The 15,659-nt window shown below is 35.2% G+C and carries 15 protein-coding genes; 2 read left to right on the plus strand and 13 right to left on the minus strand.

Translation table 11 applies throughout. The features are described 5' to 3' along the window. Nucleotides 1–10: 10 nt before the first annotated feature. The 6 genes from ACWG42_RS00095 to ACWG42_RS00120 form a co-directional block, all read right to left on the minus strand. The gene (locus tag ACWG42_RS00095) at nt 11–916 is read right to left on the minus strand and encodes an HD-GYP domain-containing protein (protein ID WP_455789391.1); all 906 of its coding nucleotides are present in this window, start codon (nt 914–916) and stop codon (nt 11–13) included. A gap of 124 nt (nt 917–1,040) precedes the next feature. Then, nucleotides 1,041–3,668 carry a pyruvate, phosphate dikinase gene (ppdK, locus tag ACWG42_RS00100; RefSeq protein ID WP_455789392.1) on the minus strand — a complete coding sequence of 876 codons (2,628 nt, stop codon included), beginning with the start codon at nt 3,666–3,668 and terminating at the stop codon, nt 1,041–1,043. Nucleotides 3,669–3,825: 157 nt separating this feature from the next. Then, nucleotides 3,826–4,251, minus strand: a complete 426-nt coding sequence (locus tag ACWG42_RS00105) for a hypothetical protein (RefSeq protein WP_455789393.1) — start codon at nt 4,249–4,251, stop codon at nt 3,826–3,828. Next, the gene (locus tag ACWG42_RS00110; RefSeq protein ID WP_455789394.1) at nt 4,248–4,451 is read right to left on the minus strand and encodes a helix-turn-helix transcriptional regulator; all 204 of its coding nucleotides are present in this window, start codon (nt 4,449–4,451) and stop codon (nt 4,248–4,250) included. The genes ACWG42_RS00105 and ACWG42_RS00110 overlap by 4 nt, the downstream gene beginning before the upstream one ends. Nucleotides 4,452–4,586: 135 nt before the next feature. Continuing rightward, on the minus strand, nt 4,587–5,861 hold the full coding sequence (locus ACWG42_RS00115) for a glucose-6-phosphate isomerase (protein ID WP_455789396.1): 1,275 nt from the start codon (nt 5,859–5,861) through the stop codon (nt 4,587–4,589). Between the two features lie 15 nt (nt 5,862–5,876). Then, on the minus strand, nt 5,877–6,230 hold the full coding sequence (locus ACWG42_RS00120) for a CvfD/Ygs/GSP13 family RNA-binding post-transcriptional regulator (RefSeq protein ID WP_455789397.1): 354 nt from the start codon (nt 6,228–6,230) through the stop codon (nt 5,877–5,879). 109 nt (nt 6,231–6,339) lie between these two features. Between ACWG42_RS00120 and ACWG42_RS00125 the strand changes: the two genes are divergently transcribed. After that, on the plus strand, nt 6,340–6,801 hold the full coding sequence (locus tag ACWG42_RS00125; protein ID WP_455789399.1) for a divergent PAP2 family protein: 462 nt from the start codon (nt 6,340–6,342) through the stop codon (nt 6,799–6,801). A gap of 16 nt (nt 6,802–6,817) precedes the next feature. Beyond that, nucleotides 6,818–7,048 (plus strand): NifU family protein, encoded by a 231-nt coding sequence (locus tag ACWG42_RS00130; RefSeq protein WP_455789400.1) that lies wholly within the window; start codon nt 6,818–6,820, stop codon nt 7,046–7,048. Nucleotides 7,049–7,081: 33 nt separating this feature from the next. Here the strand turns inward: ACWG42_RS00130 and ACWG42_RS00135 are convergent, their stop codons facing one another. The 7 genes from ACWG42_RS00135 to ACWG42_RS00165 form a co-directional block, all read right to left on the minus strand. Then, on the minus strand, nt 7,082–7,372 hold the full coding sequence (locus ACWG42_RS00135; protein ID WP_455789401.1) for a DUF4176 domain-containing protein: 291 nt from the start codon (nt 7,370–7,372) through the stop codon (nt 7,082–7,084). A gap of 27 nt (nt 7,373–7,399) precedes the next feature. Continuing rightward, nucleotides 7,400–8,347: a hypothetical protein gene (locus ACWG42_RS00140; RefSeq protein WP_455789402.1), complete on the minus strand. Its 948-nt coding sequence runs from the start codon at nt 8,345–8,347 to the stop codon at nt 7,400–7,402. Between the two features lie 202 nt (nt 8,348–8,549). After that, on the minus strand, nt 8,550–8,846 hold the full coding sequence (locus ACWG42_RS00145; protein WP_455789403.1) for a pore-forming ESAT-6 family protein: 297 nt from the start codon (nt 8,844–8,846) through the stop codon (nt 8,550–8,552). Nucleotides 8,847–8,855: 9 nt separating this feature from the next. Continuing rightward, complete coding sequence (locus ACWG42_RS00150; RefSeq protein ID WP_455789404.1) at nt 8,856–9,158, minus strand: WXG100 family type VII secretion target; 303 nt, start codon at nt 9,156–9,158, stop codon at nt 8,856–8,858. A gap of 12 nt (nt 9,159–9,170) precedes the next feature. Further along, nucleotides 9,171–9,425 carry a hypothetical protein gene (locus tag ACWG42_RS00155; protein ID WP_455789405.1) on the minus strand — a complete coding sequence of 85 codons (255 nt, stop codon included), beginning with the start codon at nt 9,423–9,425 and terminating at the stop codon, nt 9,171–9,173. A gap of 1 nt (nt 9,426) precedes the next feature. Further along, on the minus strand, nt 9,427–13,572 hold the full coding sequence (locus tag ACWG42_RS00160) for an FtsK/SpoIIIE domain-containing protein (RefSeq protein WP_455789406.1): 4,146 nt from the start codon (nt 13,570–13,572) through the stop codon (nt 9,427–9,429). Next, nucleotides 13,553–15,658 (minus strand): Ig-like domain repeat protein, encoded by a 2,106-nt coding sequence (locus tag ACWG42_RS00165; protein WP_455789407.1) that lies wholly within the window; start codon nt 15,656–15,658, stop codon nt 13,553–13,555. Before ACWG42_RS00165 ends, ACWG42_RS00160 begins: the two co-directional genes overlap by 20 nt. Nucleotide 15,659: the final 1 nt, after the last annotated feature.

Here is a 15,659-nt window from a genome sequence, read left to right on the forward strand (position 1 = left end):
TTAAATTTATCTAGACTTCTGTAAACGCAGTTACAATATCGTCCATTTCACCCTTTTCTACTTTTCTACGAAGTACTGCGATAATTGCGGCATCGTATTGGTCAAGATGTTCTTCTAAATAAGCCACCACCTCAATCGGTTTTCGAGGTTCATTATAGGTTCGTTTACATGTCATCGCATCGAATACATCCGCAACTGCGATTATTCTTGCGTCCATACTGATATGTTCCGCTGCTAGTCCATAAGGATAACCACTACCATCTAAACGTTCATGATGTTGCAAAGCCGCACGAGCGATACGTTCTCCTAGTTTATCTTTTAGAATCGTATAAGAGTCCATCGGATGAAGTTTGATGATATCAAATTCTTCATCTGTTAATCTTCCTGGTTTTTGTAGTATGGTGATCGGTACATTGATTTTACCAATGTCATGCATACATGCCGCAACACTTAAGGAAGCTACATTATATGTAGATTCATAAGCAAGGGCTAGTCTCCTTGCGTAAAGTGAAACACGTTTGCTATGTCCTTTTGTATACGTATCTTTCTCTTCCACGATTGTAAGCATTTCGTTTAATACCGTATCTTCATGAGGAGCTTGATTTACTTCACTACTAATTGCAATAATCTTAGAAAATCCTTCTGCCTCAGCATAATAACTCTCATTGATATCGGTTAACATCATCGAATCATGTGCATACAAGTCGAAACTTTTCTCCGTAGAATGAACATTTAAATGTCCTTCTAATACAAGAATCGTTGATGTAACTGGATAATCATCAGGAACGATATTGATACATTCCTTATCTAGTAATGTGTAGAATACAACTTGCATTTTATCGTCTTTTAAACACTCAACACTCACGGTTTCAGTTGTTTGAAAAAGATTCTCATCACGCCATATCTTTACTCCCATAAATTGCACCACCTTTTTTATATTATATCACAAATTATTATGTAAGAATAAAATTCCACACTCTTTACAAGGAAAAGGTGTTCTTCTATAGAAAATAGAAATGAACACCTTTATTTAATGAAGTTTACTTATGTTGAATTGCCGCTTGTGCTGCCGCAAGTCTTGCGATTGGTACACGGAATGGGCTACAAGAAACATAGGACAATCCCATACGGTGACAGAAATCAATAGAACTTGGATCTCCTCCATGTTCTCCACAAATTCCTAATTTGATATTAGGGTTTGTGCTACGTCCACCTTCAACAGCCATTTTAATAAGTCTACCAACACCTTTTTGGTCAACTCTAGCAAATGGGTCTTGTTCGAAGATTTTCTTTTCATAGTAATCATTCAAGAATCCACCAGCATCATCTCTGGAGAATCCAAATGTCATCTGTGTTAAGTCATTTGTACCAAAACTGAAGAATTCAGCTTCTTCTGCGATTTCATCAGCTAACAATGCTGCACGAGGAATTTCAATCATAGTTCCCACATGATATGTTAACGTAGCATTTTCTTTTTTCAATACTTCTTCTGCTGTACGAACAACCACATCTTTCACAAATTTCAACTCTGCTTTATCACCAACTAATGGAATCATAATTTCAGGTTCAATTTTCCAATCTGGATGTTTTTTATTTACATTAATTGCAGCTTCAATAACTGCAGTGGTTTGCATTTCTGCAATTTCAGGATAAGAAATTGCTAAACGACATCCACGATGTCCCATCATTGGATTGAACTCATGAAGACTCATGATAACACTTCGTAATTCATCTAAATCAATTTGCATATCTTTTGCCAACTGTGCAATATCATATGAACTTGTTGGAAGGAATTCATGTAGAGGTGGATCTAAGTAACGAATCGTTACAGGTAGACCATGCATTGCCTCATAGATACCTTCAAAGTCCCCACGTTGCATTGGCAATAATTTCGCAAGTGCTTTACGACGTTGTCCTTCTGTTTTTGAAACGATCATTTCACGTACTGCCTTAATACGATCACCTTCAAAGAACATATGTTCTGTACGTACCAAACCAATACCCTCTGCTCCAAAGGAAACCGCTTGTGCAGCATCTTTTGGTGTATCTGCATTGGTTCTAACTTTTAATGTACGAACTTCATCTGCCCAAGCCATGAAACGTTCAAAGTCACCAGAAATTTCTGCAGGAACGGTTTTAATTTCACGTCCATAAATATTACCAGTAGAACCATCTAAAGAAATGAAATCGCCTTTATGATAACGAACTCCACCTACTTCAAAATATGCTCCAGCATCATTAATTTTAATATCACCACAACCAGATACACAACAAGCGCCCATACCACGAGCAACGACTGCAGCATGACTTGTCATACCACCACGCACGGTAAGGATTCCTTCTGAAACATGCATACCTTCAATATCTTCAGGAGATGTTTCCAAACGAACAAGGATTACTTTGTGTCCTAAGGATGTTTCTTTAATTGCTTCTTCAGCAGTAAACACGATTTGTCCACAAGCTGCCCCAGGAGATGCAGGTAATGCGGAAGCAATTGGTTTCGCACTCTTTAAATCCGCATCTTCAAAACGTGGATGTAATAAAGAATCTAACTGTTTTGGTTCTACCATCATCAAGGCTTCTTCTTTTGTAATCATGCCTTCATCAAACATATCACAAGCAATTTTTAATGCAGATGCTGCAGTACGTTTCCCATTACGTGTTTGTAACATGAATAAGTTTCCTTTTTCAATTGTAAATTCCATATCCTGCATATTTTTGTAATGTTTTTCAAGTGCAGTACAAATTTCTGTAAATCTTTGATATGCATCAGGTGCAATCTCTTTTAATTTATCAATTGTGTTTGGTGTACGAATACCCGCAACAACGTCTTCACCTTGTGCATTCATTAAGAATTCACCATATAGTTTATTTTCACCAGTACTTGGATTTCTTGTGAAGGCAACACCTGTACCACAATCATCACCCATATTTCCAAATACCATCATTTGTACATTAACAGCGGTTCCCCAACTACCTGGAATATCATTCATCTTACGATAGAAAATCGCTCTTTGATTATTCCATGAACGGAACACCGCCTCAATGGAACGATACAATTGTTCTTTAGGATCACTTGGAAATTCTTCACCTAAAGAATCACGATAGAACTTTTTGAAAAGTTTTACCATTTCTTTCATATCATCTGCATCTAAATCCGTATCTTGTTCAACGTGTTTTTTCTCTTTCATCTCATCGATGATTTCCTCAAATTTGGCCTTACTTAATCCCATAACTACATCCGCAAACATTTGAATAAAACGGCGATAAGAATCGTATGCAAAACGTGGATTCCCCATCAGTTTTGCTACTCCTTCTACAACTTCATCATTCATACCAAGATTTAAGATGGTATCCATCATACCTGGCATAGATGCACGTGCACCTGAACGAACAGAAACTAACAATGGATTTTTAGGATCTCCAAATTGCTTTTCAGATAGTTCCTCAAGTTTCATCAAGTACTCAAATACTTCTTTACGAATATCTTCATTGATTTTCTCACCATCCACATAATACTGGTTACAAGCTTCTGTGGTGACTGTAAAACCATAAGGTACTGGCATCCCTAAGTTCATCATTTCTGCCAGGTTTGCACCTTTTCCACCAAGAAGATCTTTCATTGCTCCTTTTCCTTCAGAGAAAAGGTAAACATACTTCTTTGACATGAAACATTCCTCCTCTATGTAATCGTTTACATTTCTAATGTTTATATTATAGCAAACTTCTCATTCAATTCCTAGTATTTATCCGATGAAAATGTTTTCATTTTTACGATTATGGTACAAAAAAAGACTATTACAGCCTTTTTTATGATGATTTCAATTATAAATCCTTAGTCATTCTTACATGACAGTATGCCGTATAAATTTGCACAAATATATACACAATGGCAAATGCAATAAATATTTCAAACGGTACATCCATAATTCCGAATACCAACAACAATATTCCAAAAGCATATGTCATCATTTGATAACCTTTTGCCATTGCTTGATTTTTTATCATGATATTACGTTCATCCTTTGTTTCTATTTCCATATTCTTTGCAATATCTGGATTCTTTTTGTAAATGTATGCTTGATAAATAGAGCCTACACTATGTCCCAATGTTCCACATCCTATCCCTACTAAAAAATATGGCACTGTTTTCATAAGACCTATTGGTTCCACTACATTGATCATATATAGTCCAGTAAGGGCTGCAATACTTCCGATGAAAACTAGTATCCAATGTTTATATTTTTTCATGCTTTTTCCTCCTCGTAAATGAATATATCTTCGATACTCATATCAAAATATCTTGCAATCTTAAATGCCAATTGTATAGAAGGATTATATCTTCCATTTTCCAAAGAACCAATGGTTTGTCTTGACACTTCTAAAGCAAAAGCTAATTCTTCTTGTCGTATGCCCTTTGATTTACGTATTTCTTCTAATCTATTCTTCAAATTATCGCCTCGCTTATGGAAAGTACGCTTTCCATACTTCTAGTATACTGCGGATTTACTAAGATGTAAAGTACACTTTCCATAAAAGTGTACTTTACAAAAAAAGAAGATGTCGAGTGACATCTTCTTAACGTATTAGTTTTTTCCCAATAAACGGAACATGTTTTTCTTGTATACTTCAACACCAGGTTGGTTGAATGGATTGATATCCAACATATAACAAGTAATTGCACATGCTTTGAAGAAGAAATAGCACATATACCCGAAGCTTTCTGCACTCATATCTTCCATTGTGATGATTAAGTTAGGCACATGTCCTGTTTCTTCATGTGCTTCTAGTGTTCCTTGGCAAGCCATTTTGTTTACCCAGTCAACAGATTTTCCACTTAAGTAATTCATACCATCAATATCTGCAGCATCACTTGGGAATGTTAAATCAAGGGTTGGTTTGTCAACTAACAATAATGTTTCATATAAGATTTTTTTACCATCTTGAACAAATTGTCCAAGGGAATGCAAATCTGTAGAGAAGTTAGCGCTTGTTGGAAGATTTCCTTTTTCTTCCTTCCCTTCGCTTTCACCGAATAGTTGTTTCCACCATTCCGCAACCATAGCCATTTGTGGTTCATAGCTAATCAACATTTCTACATCTTTATTTTGATTTTCCATAATTCTACGAGCAACTGCGTATGCATATGCAGCGTTCTTATCAACATCTGGATTACTTAATTCTTCTTTGGCTTTTGCTAAACCTTTCATGATGTCATCTACATCGATTCCAGCAACTGCGATTGGAAATAATCCTACAGGGGTAATAACAGAGAAACGTCCTCCGATATCATCAGGAATTACAAATGTTTCGTATCCTTCATTATCTGCGATTGTCTTTAAGGTACCTCTTGCTTTATCCGTAGTCGCAACAATACGTTTGCTTGCTTCTTCTTTTCCGTATTTTTCTTCCATGAATTGTTTTAATAAACGGAATGCTAATGCAGTTTCTGTTGTTGTTCCGGATTTAGAAATTACATTGACTGCAACTTCTTTGTCTTTAATGTATTCCATTACTTGTGCAATGTAAGTGGAAGAGAATGTATTTCCCATAAAAATGATTTCTGGTTTTTTATTTGCATATAAACCATTGATCATTTCAATGGCAGCTCTTGCTCCTAAATATGATCCACCGATTCCACAAACGATCAATACATCGCTTTTTGAACGGATATCTGCTGCTACCGTTTTTAAACGAGCGTATTCTTCTTTATCATAAGTTTCAGGCCAGTCTACCCAACCAACATAGTCGTTCCCTTTACCAGTCTTGTTCACGAGCATGTCATGACATTTTGTCACTTCATCTTGATAAGCTTTGATGTCTTCTTGTAAAAATGCGTGTGTAACGTCTAATTTCATCATAACCTTTTTTCTCCTTTATCTTATGGCAAGCTGAATCCATTCTTCTAAATGTGCATCCAAAGTAGAAAATCCTTTTTCCATTGGAGGCAGTTCCTGGATCAATCTGCGTTTACGCATGGAACGGGCTTTATTTGCTTCTATGGCTTTTAACGATAACTTCAAATGTACACCATCTTCATCCATATCAATGATTTTTACTTTTACACGCTCATTGACCTTGACATAGGTATGTACATCTTTCACAAATCGTTCACTGATTTCTGAAATGTGGATTAATCCGTTATGTTTATTGTCCAGATAAACAAACGCGCCATAAGGCTTAATACCTGTTATGACACCTTCCACGACTTCTCCAACCATATAATGCATAAATTCACCTCATCTCATGGGATTATTATAACATATCTTTTTTCATTTTGTGGTATAATAATATCTACAGAAAGAGATTTTCTCAATCTGCCTATGAGGTGATACATATATGGATTCTTTTTACCCCCTTGCTGTAGCTCTAATAGCAAATCTATTAGCACAAATATTAAAACCATTTTTCTTATATATACGTACGAAGAAATTTGATGTTCATCAATGTATCGCATGCGGAGGATTTCCTAGTTCACATAGTTCCACGGTCAGTGGTTTAACACTAGCTATTGGATTAAGTGAAGGATTTGATTCTACCTTGTTTGCGATTACGTGCGTATTTAGTTTTATTGTGATTTATGATGCGGCAAATGTTCGCTATTATGCGGGGAGAAATATCCAGCTAACAAAGCAACTGATCATGGACCTTGAAAAGCTAAAAGGATTGAAGTTTTCGGATCCTATTTATCATGAAAGAATTAAAAGTGTGTTAGGACATAAATACATTGAAGTATTAGGTGGTCTTGTACTAGGTACACTGGTTGCTCTTGTTTTGTTTGAAGTATCCCATCTGTTCTAAGAAAGAAGGGTAAGAAATGGAAACAAAGAATGAAGAAATACAGCGTGTGATTAATAAAATCAGACCTTATATACAGCGTGATGGTGGAGATATTGAATTCGTATCTTTCGTAGATGGAATTGTAAATGTTCGCTTATTGGGCGCTTGTGTTGGATGTATGTCCGTAGATGATACCATTCAAGGTGGCGTAGAAGCTATCTTATTGGATGAAGTTGAAGGCGTTGTAAAAGTTCAATTAATAGAATAAGAAATCCGTTATCTATATAGATAACGGACTTTTTTATAGCATGTTCATTTCTTTTAGGCGTTGTTCCATAAAACTACGAAATGCGAATTCATCACTTTCTTGCAATCCTACATAGTACACTTTATCAATGTCCTCATGTTGAAATAAGAATAGCTCACTAGGGTCTAAAATACCCTCTGGATAATAACATGCTGCATAATCATATACTTTCGCAGTATTTTTATCTTCTTGAATCCTTCCACAGATCATAATTTTTTTGGTGCCACCTAATAAGGTTACCACACTGCCAATGGGCATCACTTCTTTGATTGTTTTTTCGTTCATTTGTTTTCTTTTGCTCCTTGTCCCACGTTAATAATCAACATGTACTTTAAACCCCAAACCTGCTACCATAGAAACTTTCCCACCAAACTCAAACTCTCCTTTTTTACTGGAAAACTCTGCGCCTGCACCAGCAGCTCCTAGTTCGCCTGTTCCTTTTAGTGTTATCTTTACACCAAATATAGAAAAGACTGCTTTTACTTCGCCTTTTACAGCGGCTGCGCCTACATTTGCTTTTAAAGTAAACTCATCTTTTTTAATCACTGCCTTTGCTTCTGCACTGGCAGTACCAACCTTTACGTTTGCTTCCCCTTGTACATTGAGATAATCATTCCCAATATTTAAATAGGCACCTGCTTGTGCTAAGGTAGCACTTGCATTTGCTTCTAATTGTAAACTAGGATCTAGTTTCCCATTTTGAAAGAGGAGTGCTTTCGCATCTGCGGAAACACTCATATTTCCCACACGAAGATCCACCCCTGTTTTTAAATACTTCATTTCTTTATCTGCGCGAAATCGCCAAACATCAAAACCAGCAAATGCACCAATACACACTCCATTCTTCACATATCCAACAAGATTGCCACCTTTATTCAATGTTGAATGAACACGATGGTTGAACTTCATAACTTCAGTTTTATACGTGAAATCACTTGATTTCCTATGTTGGGTATTTTGAGAACTTTCGTAAGCTTTAGACTTTTCAAAGGAGGATATGGCATCTGCAGTTTTTTGAATATTGTTCTCACTTTGTTGAAAAGAGGAAAGAGCGCTTTGAAAATACTGCACACTATGTATTATTTTTTCATGCAGTTGGTATTCACTGGTTTTTAGTTCTTGTAGATAAATACTAGAAGCTAGGGGTGTTTGTTGAAGGCTTAATTGATATTGCAAAGATTGTAACTCTTTGGAAATTGATAGACACTTAGAAAACTCTGTTTGCAGTACGAAAAGCTTCTCAGTATCTACACGCATCATAACGAGATTACGTTATTGTCCGCATATTCTTTTACACCAAGTTTTCTGGTTTTGTATATTTCCTAACATAGTTTGAAAATGTTGTTGCATGTAAAGGAGTTCGCTTCCCTGACAAGTGGAAGGCAATAGGTTCATGTTTTTTGTAACGAGTGTTTCCATGGCACTTAATTGGTTCACATATTGATTCATAAAACGCCATGTTTCATTGGAAAGATTGTGCATGGCTGTTTAATTGATCCTCAATGGATTGGTATGTTTGAACGGTTTGATCAAGGAATTTCGCATAGTTTTCAACAATTTCACGATAGTGATCAAAGATTGGAATCATCCCTTGAAACTTTGCACGTATGGTTTGTGCAGCGGGACTTTGCCATTCATTGGTTATTTGATTCATGCATTGATGGATGTCTTTTAAACAGTTTGATAGTTGTTGATTTTCTTGTCGAATTTGCATGGAGGTATGACTTACTTCTGCTAGTGTAATTAATAACGAATCCATAACTACCTCCTAATTCACTAAACGACGTGCTTGGGCCGTTCGCTCATTTTGCGTTTCACGATAAATCTTAGCACTTGTTTTTAAGAAACTAGAGTACTCTTTCATCAATGTTGCCATTTGTATGAAGTCTGATTGAAACCCTTGTATCTGTGTAATAAATGCTTGATTGTCTTTTCCTTGCCAACCAGCACTCATGGTTTCAACTGCTTGAAATAAGCGCGCATAGCTTTTTTCATATGCAACGCCTTGTTGTTCAATGCGCAATGCCCCACTTTCTAACTTTGTGGGATCTACCTGAATTTTAATGCTCATGGTATCTCTCCTTTACCAGACTATGATTTCATCACCTGTTCTTATATCGATGTCTTTGAGAACCTGATCATCTAGTAAATTGATTTGTAGTCTACTCGAATAAAAGACACTCTCCTTGCTGAAGATAAAAGCTCCTTGGCTGCACTCTTGCAACATCAAGAATAATTTGTCTTTGATTTGAGAAATACGAAATGATATAGGTAACACAACATCCAATGATAGCTGTGCCGCAGGTATATATACCTCCACCAATATCTTTTCATCCATGTTATGTCACCTCCCATAATTGTAGTTTGATACATGTATCTTCCTCCATAAGATAAGCTTGATTAGCTTTTAGTTCTTGCGATGCGATATTTTGACATTTAAACATATACGCATAATCTTTGAATCCTTTTCCCATCCAAAGAAGAAAAGCATCGTATAAGGAATCTTGAAACCAATCATATTGTAAATAATAGGAATGTTCCTTCATCGTATATAGAAAGATATGTTTATGATGATCTTCCATGAGTTTCTCTCGTAGGTATTCTTGAAGTTTAAAATCTGTAAATTGATAAGGTCTCTTCCAAATAAAGATATGCTCTTTTTCATCTTCTAACTTCATCATAAGTTCTTCATCATTATCTATCGTTTCATCACGAACAACATAAACATCGTTACGATATAAAGCTAATTGTTGAAACGTTACGTATAGAAAAGATGAAAGAAAACGAAAAGCACAAATTACATAATGAATATGATGAGAAAATGTACAAAATACATCTTCTTTACTATCCACCTGTTTTCCTAAATATAACCCTTTCGAAATATCTTCAACGGGATACCTTACTTGTTTTGGTAATACAGGAATTTGATAAAGATTTCCTTTCTCATAAGGCAACTGTTCTATATCCTCTTGCGTACATTGTAGTACTTGAAAGTTAAGAATCCTTTGTTGGTACTGTAGAAGTCCACTCCCTTTGTTTGTTGGATAAAAAGGACAACCTCCACTAAATATCATGTGATAATCGTTTTGTTCATGTAGAGGAAATGCAATCGCAGAAGAAATGTATTGTTGAATACGATAAGATACAGTACTTGGATTGCTTGCGCTAATATATATACGAAGATGAAGTTTTGCATGCTCTCTTAAAAGATAAAGCAAATCTTTTTCATACTCTTCATATAGTTCATGAAACGCCTCATAATTATGTACAACGAGAATCTTTTCTTCTCTCTTATCTTCTTGCTTTTTTGTTTTCATTTGATAAAAGAAGCTCTCCACTTTTTCTCGTTGTGTTTCAATCACAACATCACAAATACAAGCTCGATGTTGGAAACATAACAAGTGATGTTGATCAAAATCGAAGATATACATATGTACGTGTTCTTCTTGTATTATTTGGTACAGTAATGTCTTAAGTAAGGTTTCACGATCACTTGTTGACTTTCCATAAACCAACAGATGAGAAGTCCATACTTGATCATAGAGGAAGGGAAACTGTTTTTGATTTTCCATATCATCTATAATCCCTATCGCTTTGGGATACTCTTTCACATACATATCTTGCGACAAGGATTCTTTCCACAGCGATTGTGCGTACAAGTGTTGACGTTTTGCAATATGTACCATATGTTCTACAACCGCATCCATCTGAGTAATATCTGTTTTCTCATTTAATGGGCTTATATGTTGCGTACTTCGATAATCTCCAGTATCCTTTAGAATTGCGATTTCATCAAATGTATGTTTTTCAACCTCTTCCCTTTCAAAATAAGAACACTGTGACCAAGCAATTAACCCCTTTTCATAAATCTCATCAAGTCCTACTTGTAAACAACACTCCCCTGCTCTTTTTAAATACGCTGCGTCTTCTTTACGTAACATATCTTGACTATCTTGGATACTTTGTACTTTCATACAAAGATGAAAATGTGCATTACTCCATATTTGATCATCGATAACTCCGGATGGTTTTTGTGTAGCCAACAACAAATGAATCCCTAAACTTCGACCAATACGCGCACTTTGTTTCAGTTGTTCAAGGAATTCTGGTTGTTGACTCTTTAATTCCGCAAATTCATCCGCGATGATAAAGAGATGCGAAAGTTTTGGTAAATGTTCATATTTTTTGCACAGTTTGCGATATGTTTCGATATTCATATTCCCAACATCGTACGTCAAACAAGCTTGTGCAAAGAGTTGTTGTCTTCGTTGTAGTTCGCTTCGTAAGGACATACAAGAACGTTGTATGATATCTTGATCAAGGTTTGTCACAATTCCAGCAATATGAGGTAGTTTCCCACATGACTTTGCCATGGTTCCACCTTTGTAATCAATCAAAAGAAAGGAAACATCCTCTGGTGAAAAACATATCGCAAGGGATAAAATATAGGTTAATAAACATTCACTCTTCCCTGAACCTGTCATTCCCGCAAAGAGTCCATGTGGTCCATGATAACGCTCATGCGCATCCAAATACAAAGGCTCATGATAAGCATTAATACCAATTCTAACCTCTAAAGAATCACTCACATCATTGGTTTGCCAACGCTCCCACACATTGAGTTGTTCAACATTTCCACACTCATACATTTCCAACAAATGATAGCTTTTAGGTAACCTAACACTAGTTCTTCTACCACTCCTTTGATTCGCTAATTGAAAGGCACATAGACTTCGTTTCGTAGTAAATTGATACGTAAATCTTAGGGTTGTTTCTTGATGTACATATCCTTGATTGCTTGCTACCTGTATCTTTGTAGGTATGATATTTACATGATTGTTAAAAGAATCATATATCTTGAAACATATACAACGCTCATTCGCTAAGAGTGTTTTCATTTGTAGTTTACTCGCAAGTAATCCATTTAATATAAAGAACGCATACACCTTTGTACTTGTTGCCATTTCTTCTTCCAACGTGGAATAAATGAGCTTTCCATCTTGTTCATCACTGACAAGATAACGTATCGATCCATCCTCACTAAATATCTGAGGCATAAAAGCTATCTTATTTACATGTGCTAATTTTGTATTCATACATACCACTATTTTTATATCATTTTGATATGCTAGTACCATTTGAAACAATAAATCTAGCATAAATACACTTGCATCTTCCCCATCCACTTGTACATAGCGATGCTTTTTCAAATCAATCACAACAGGTACATTTCTTGCATAATAGCTTTGCAATGTAATTTTCTCTAATTCTTCTTGTAGTGGGTCTTGATATAGCTTGAACTCTTCTCTTGGCTTTTCCATTTGTAATGTATATGGAATATCCCCAATCCCTAAAGTCACGCTACAATCATCTTTATGATTTGATACCAAAGTATGTTCTAAGAATAATTCAATATAGCGCGTAGTGGTAAGATGGTATGTTCTAAGCATGGTTTCATATGCATGTATTTCTTCATACATTCGTTTTTGCATCTCGTTAAGATATGAACCATAGGTACTATTACGAACTTGATTTTGTTTTAACGCAAGTTTTTTTTCATATAGACGTGTTAATAGAGGCCAAAGAATGGTACCCGTTGCCATACTAAAGGACATAATCAAGGTAGGCATAACTTGCGTCATTTCTTGTTTTTGTTGTAGAGCTTGTAGAAGTGAAAATACACCCATGGATAAAGAAGATAACCCCATTGTAACTGCAGGACCCAATAGGAAGATCATAGGCATCTGCTTACGATCAAATGGTGCAGGATAAGTATCGATTGTATACATTCTCTTTTGAAAGTGAAAAGCATCTTTTTCAACCCATGTATAAATGTCTTTATCTTTGCGTTTACAAGCAGACATCTGAGAAAATTGATACGTACAAATAGATGTTTTCTTAGAAACCTGCTTTACCTCATTCATGAAAATACACGTAGGTCCAACAAGAATTTTTAACTGTAAAATTTGGATACAATCTTTCATTTTTAATGATTGTTTTTTTATACGTTTTCCATTTACATAAACACCATTACTACTTTGTTCATCCACAATCCAAAAACCATCATCATCGTAGTATAAGCTCGCATGTAGCGTAGATACAGCTTCATGTGCATACACGATATCACAAGTATCTCCTCTTCCAATTTGAAGCCTTCTTGTAAAGGTAAATGCCTTATATTGATGATGAACTCTTTCATACGCAAAGCTAAATAGAAATACAGTATGCTTTTGAAAGTTGAGAATATATCGTTTCCCATTTTTCACTTCTACAAAATGTTCTTTTTCTTCATTGATTCTACATTCATCGTGTTGAACAAAATACCATTTCTTCTTTCTTGCCATAACCTCTATAAGTTTTACTCGTTCTTTATTTACACTATGATATATCCAAAATCTACCTTCTTTTTGTTTCGGAAGGATACATTCTTCAAGTTGATCAAATCCATAAATATAAAGCTGTGTCTTAAGTTTTTCTTCGTCCATGAATATAAAGTGTAACTGCTATACTAGATACCATGACAATTACAAACCCTATTTGTTCTACTTTAAGATACTGTGTAAGCATTGGCTTTTTAGATACATGAAACTTCCAAGCTTTTATTTGTTCATTTCCAGCGTCATCATATACCTTACAAGATATCGTGTATTCTTGTGATGAATCCAGTGTAAATTCATAGCTTTTTTCATCGCTTAAATCGACTGCTTTCCCATTGATTTTAATATATGCAAAATGTTCTTCTCGTAGTTTTTCATTATCCTTTTGATGTAAGGATAATGTTAATGTATCTTTGACATAGAGGGTCTTTGGAATTGGTTTTTTATTTTTGGTTAGCGTAACTAAAGGAGGTGTTTTATCAATTGTAAAATAGAAGGTATTTGGTAATGATGTAGGATTCATAGCACGATCACTTCCAATTATCTCTAGTGCATAATTTCCTTCTTCTTTGATAGCATCCCCCCATTGGTAAGGTACTGGTAAATGGTCTTTGTAAAGCAAGGAACCTATCACATGTAATTGAGTTCCATCATCTTTTATTTGTGGAGTCCAACTGTTCGCATAGGGTTTGTTTTTAAAGACATCATTTTCTATCACTAGAGGAGAAACTTTTTTATAGATGGAAAAACGCACTTGTTGAACACTTTGATTTCCAGCCGCATCACTCGCACTCAAGGTCACCACATAGTCATCATTTTTCTGATTCTCTCCTTTAAAATGCATACGTTCTAAATTTGCTTGTTCCACTATTTTCTGTTTGTTTTTATAAACAGTAATGGTATGCGAACGCAGTGTTTCATCATGAACTGAAAATGCTACCGTAACATCTTTATTGGTTGTGTATATGTCCTCACCTATCATCGTTTGCTCATTGCAAAAGATACCTAATTTTGGTGCGCTATGATCAATCGTGAAGGAAAGATTTTGCGAACTTGTTTTATTTCCAGCGAAGTCCCTTATGACGAGTGTCACTTGGTAATCCCCTTCATCATCAAATGCAAATAAGCCTTGGTATCCTTTCTCAGTACTATTACCATCTAGTTTTCGATATTCTTCAACCCCATTATGTAACATGTATAGATAACTATTTTTATAGTCAAAGTAAGATTCCTCTATTGTATAAATAAGTTGCTGTTGCGTTGAAATCTCAAAGTTCTTCCTTTCAAATGTAACCTTAGGAACTGTTGTATCTATTGTGGTTACAGGTAGCGTTTTCTGTGTTAAGTGTCCTAATGTATCTTTTATCTCATATGTAATTTGATGGCTACCTTCATATAGTTTCATTTCTCCAACATACCTTGAACCTTCTTTTGTCCAAGCAATTTCCTCGTTTGAATCATTCCTATATAGCTTGCTATTTTCCATATCAAACAAAACATCTTCCACATAAAGTTTAAGAACGACATCTTTTGAATAAAATTTTTGTAGCGTATCTATTTTTTGATCATCCAAATAAAGTTCAACACCAGGACTTTTTCGATCGATAATTAAATGATAAAAACCTTTCTTCTCATTCCCTAATTTGTCATACCATGTATAAGCAATTTCATATTCCCCTTCTCCTTCAAATAGTGTTGTTGTTTCTTTTTCATCCTTCTTCCATGAAAGTTCATTCTTATCTCCATTGATATACAACGAACTTTTTTCTTTATTAACAGCTTCATCAAATACAAATTTCATAGTTACATCTTCAACACTAGTAAAGAAATCCCCTTCAACTTTTTTATCATTCATATATATCACTGGTTCATGAATAGAAGTATCGATAGTAAACTTTTCTGATTCATATAACTTATGTTCACCCAACATTACCACGAGACTTCCATTGTTTAACTCATGCTCGTATGTTCCTTCACCCATCCATTTTTCATCTTGTAATATCCATACAACATCAATTTCATCCAGTTCCTCACCTTGTTGATTCAATATTGCTACTTTTATAGAAGGATCATATACATCTTTATCAACTTCTAGCGTAAATGTAGGATACGCTAAATAGCCTTCTTTTAATTCCTCTTTATCTACAAGTAACACTATGCCTTTTGAATTTGTACTTGTATCTGTCATTTCCATT

The organism is Amedibacillus sp. YH-ame10 (assembly GCF_053848885.1).

Bases quoted from the DNA above. Each gene is read 5' to 3' on its own strand.
- ACWG42_RS00095 (WP_455789391.1), bottom strand. From the start codon at position 916: ATGGGAGTAAAGATATGGCGTGATGAGAATCTTTTTCAAACAACTGAA.
- ppdK (WP_455789392.1), bottom strand. From the start codon at position 3,668: ATGTCAAAGAAGTATGTTTACCTTTTCTCTGAAGGAAAAGGAGCAATG.
- ACWG42_RS00105 (WP_455789393.1), bottom strand. From the start codon at position 4,251: ATGAAAAAATATAAACATTGGATACTAGTTTTCATCGGAAGTATTGCA.
- ACWG42_RS00115 (WP_455789396.1), bottom strand. From the start codon at position 5,861: ATGATGAAATTAGACGTTACACACGCATTTTTACAAGAAGACATCAAA.
- ACWG42_RS00120 (WP_455789397.1), bottom strand. From the start codon at position 6,230: ATGCATTATATGGTTGGAGAAGTCGTGGAAGGTGTCATAACAGGTATT.
- ACWG42_RS00125 (WP_455789399.1), top strand. From the start codon at position 6,340: ATGGATTCTTTTTACCCCCTTGCTGTAGCTCTAATAGCAAATCTATTA.
- ACWG42_RS00130 (WP_455789400.1), top strand. From the start codon at position 6,818: ATGGAAACAAAGAATGAAGAAATACAGCGTGTGATTAATAAAATCAGA.
- ACWG42_RS00135 (WP_455789401.1), bottom strand. From the start codon at position 7,372: ATGAACGAAAAAACAATCAAAGAAGTGATGCCCATTGGCAGTGTGGTA.
- ACWG42_RS00140 (WP_455789402.1), bottom strand. From the start codon at position 8,347: ATGATGCGTGTAGATACTGAGAAGCTTTTCGTACTGCAAACAGAGTTT.
- ACWG42_RS00145 (WP_455789403.1), bottom strand. From the start codon at position 8,846: ATGGATTCGTTATTAATTACACTAGCAGAAGTAAGTCATACCTCCATG.
- ACWG42_RS00150 (WP_455789404.1), bottom strand. From the start codon at position 9,158: ATGAGCATTAAAATTCAGGTAGATCCCACAAAGTTAGAAAGTGGGGCA.
- ACWG42_RS00155 (WP_455789405.1), bottom strand. From the start codon at position 9,425: ATGGATGAAAAGATATTGGTGGAGGTATATATACCTGCGGCACAGCTA.
- ACWG42_RS00160 (WP_455789406.1), bottom strand. From the start codon at position 13,572: ATGGACGAAGAAAAACTTAAGACACAGCTTTATATTTATGGATTTGAT.
- ACWG42_RS00165 (WP_455789407.1), bottom strand. From the start codon at position 15,658: ATGGAAATGACAGATACAAGTACAAATTCAAAAGGCATAGTGTTACTT.